General features: G+C 37.5%; 1 protein-coding gene. It reads left to right on the top strand.

From position 1 onward, the window contains the following. Positions 1-44: 44 nt before the first annotated feature. Positions 45-608: galactosyltransferase-related protein (locus LGT40_RS16305; RefSeq protein WP_226343105.1), on the top strand; the 564-nt coding region annotated here is incomplete at its 3' end.

Raw genomic sequence — 608 nt, 5'->3', positions numbered from 1 at the left:
ACTCCATTAGTATTTCGATAGTAAGTCATGGGCAAGGTGATCTCGTGAAACAGCTTCTGGGTGATTTAGAAGCATTAACACACCTAGACTTGATCAGTGAAATCATTCTCACTTTGAATATTCCAGAAAAAAATGACTTTAAATTCGATAGTCTTCCGCTGCGTATTGTTATAAATGATAATCCTAAAGGCTTTGCAGCGAATCATAACGCTGCTTTTAAACTATCGCAGGGTAATTATTTTTGTGTTCTCAATCCAGACATTCGATTAATTGATAATCCATTTATCCAGTTGATTACGCACCTCAACGAGTTGAACCTTGGCATGATAGCCCCTTCAATCGTCGATGCGAATGGTCAGTTTGAAGATAGTGTCCGTAAGTTTCCAACGTTTACTCGCTTATTGAAACGTCTTTTCTTTGGTAAACACGATGTTTACCACTTCGAGAAAAAGGAGAAAATGGTTTATCCTGACTGGGTTGGAGGGATGTTTATGCTGTTTGATAATAAGGCCTATCAGGCAGTAAATGGTTTTGATGAACAATATTTTTTATATTATGAAGATGTCGATATCTGTTTGAGACTTTGGAAGGCTGGTTTAGCTATAGCG

This window comes from Methylophaga pinxianii, assembly GCF_020447225.1.
GTDB lineage: Bacteria > Pseudomonadota > Gammaproteobacteria > Nitrosococcales > Methylophagaceae > Methylophaga > Methylophaga pinxianii.
This window is presented reverse-complemented; position numbering and strand designations above follow the sequence as displayed.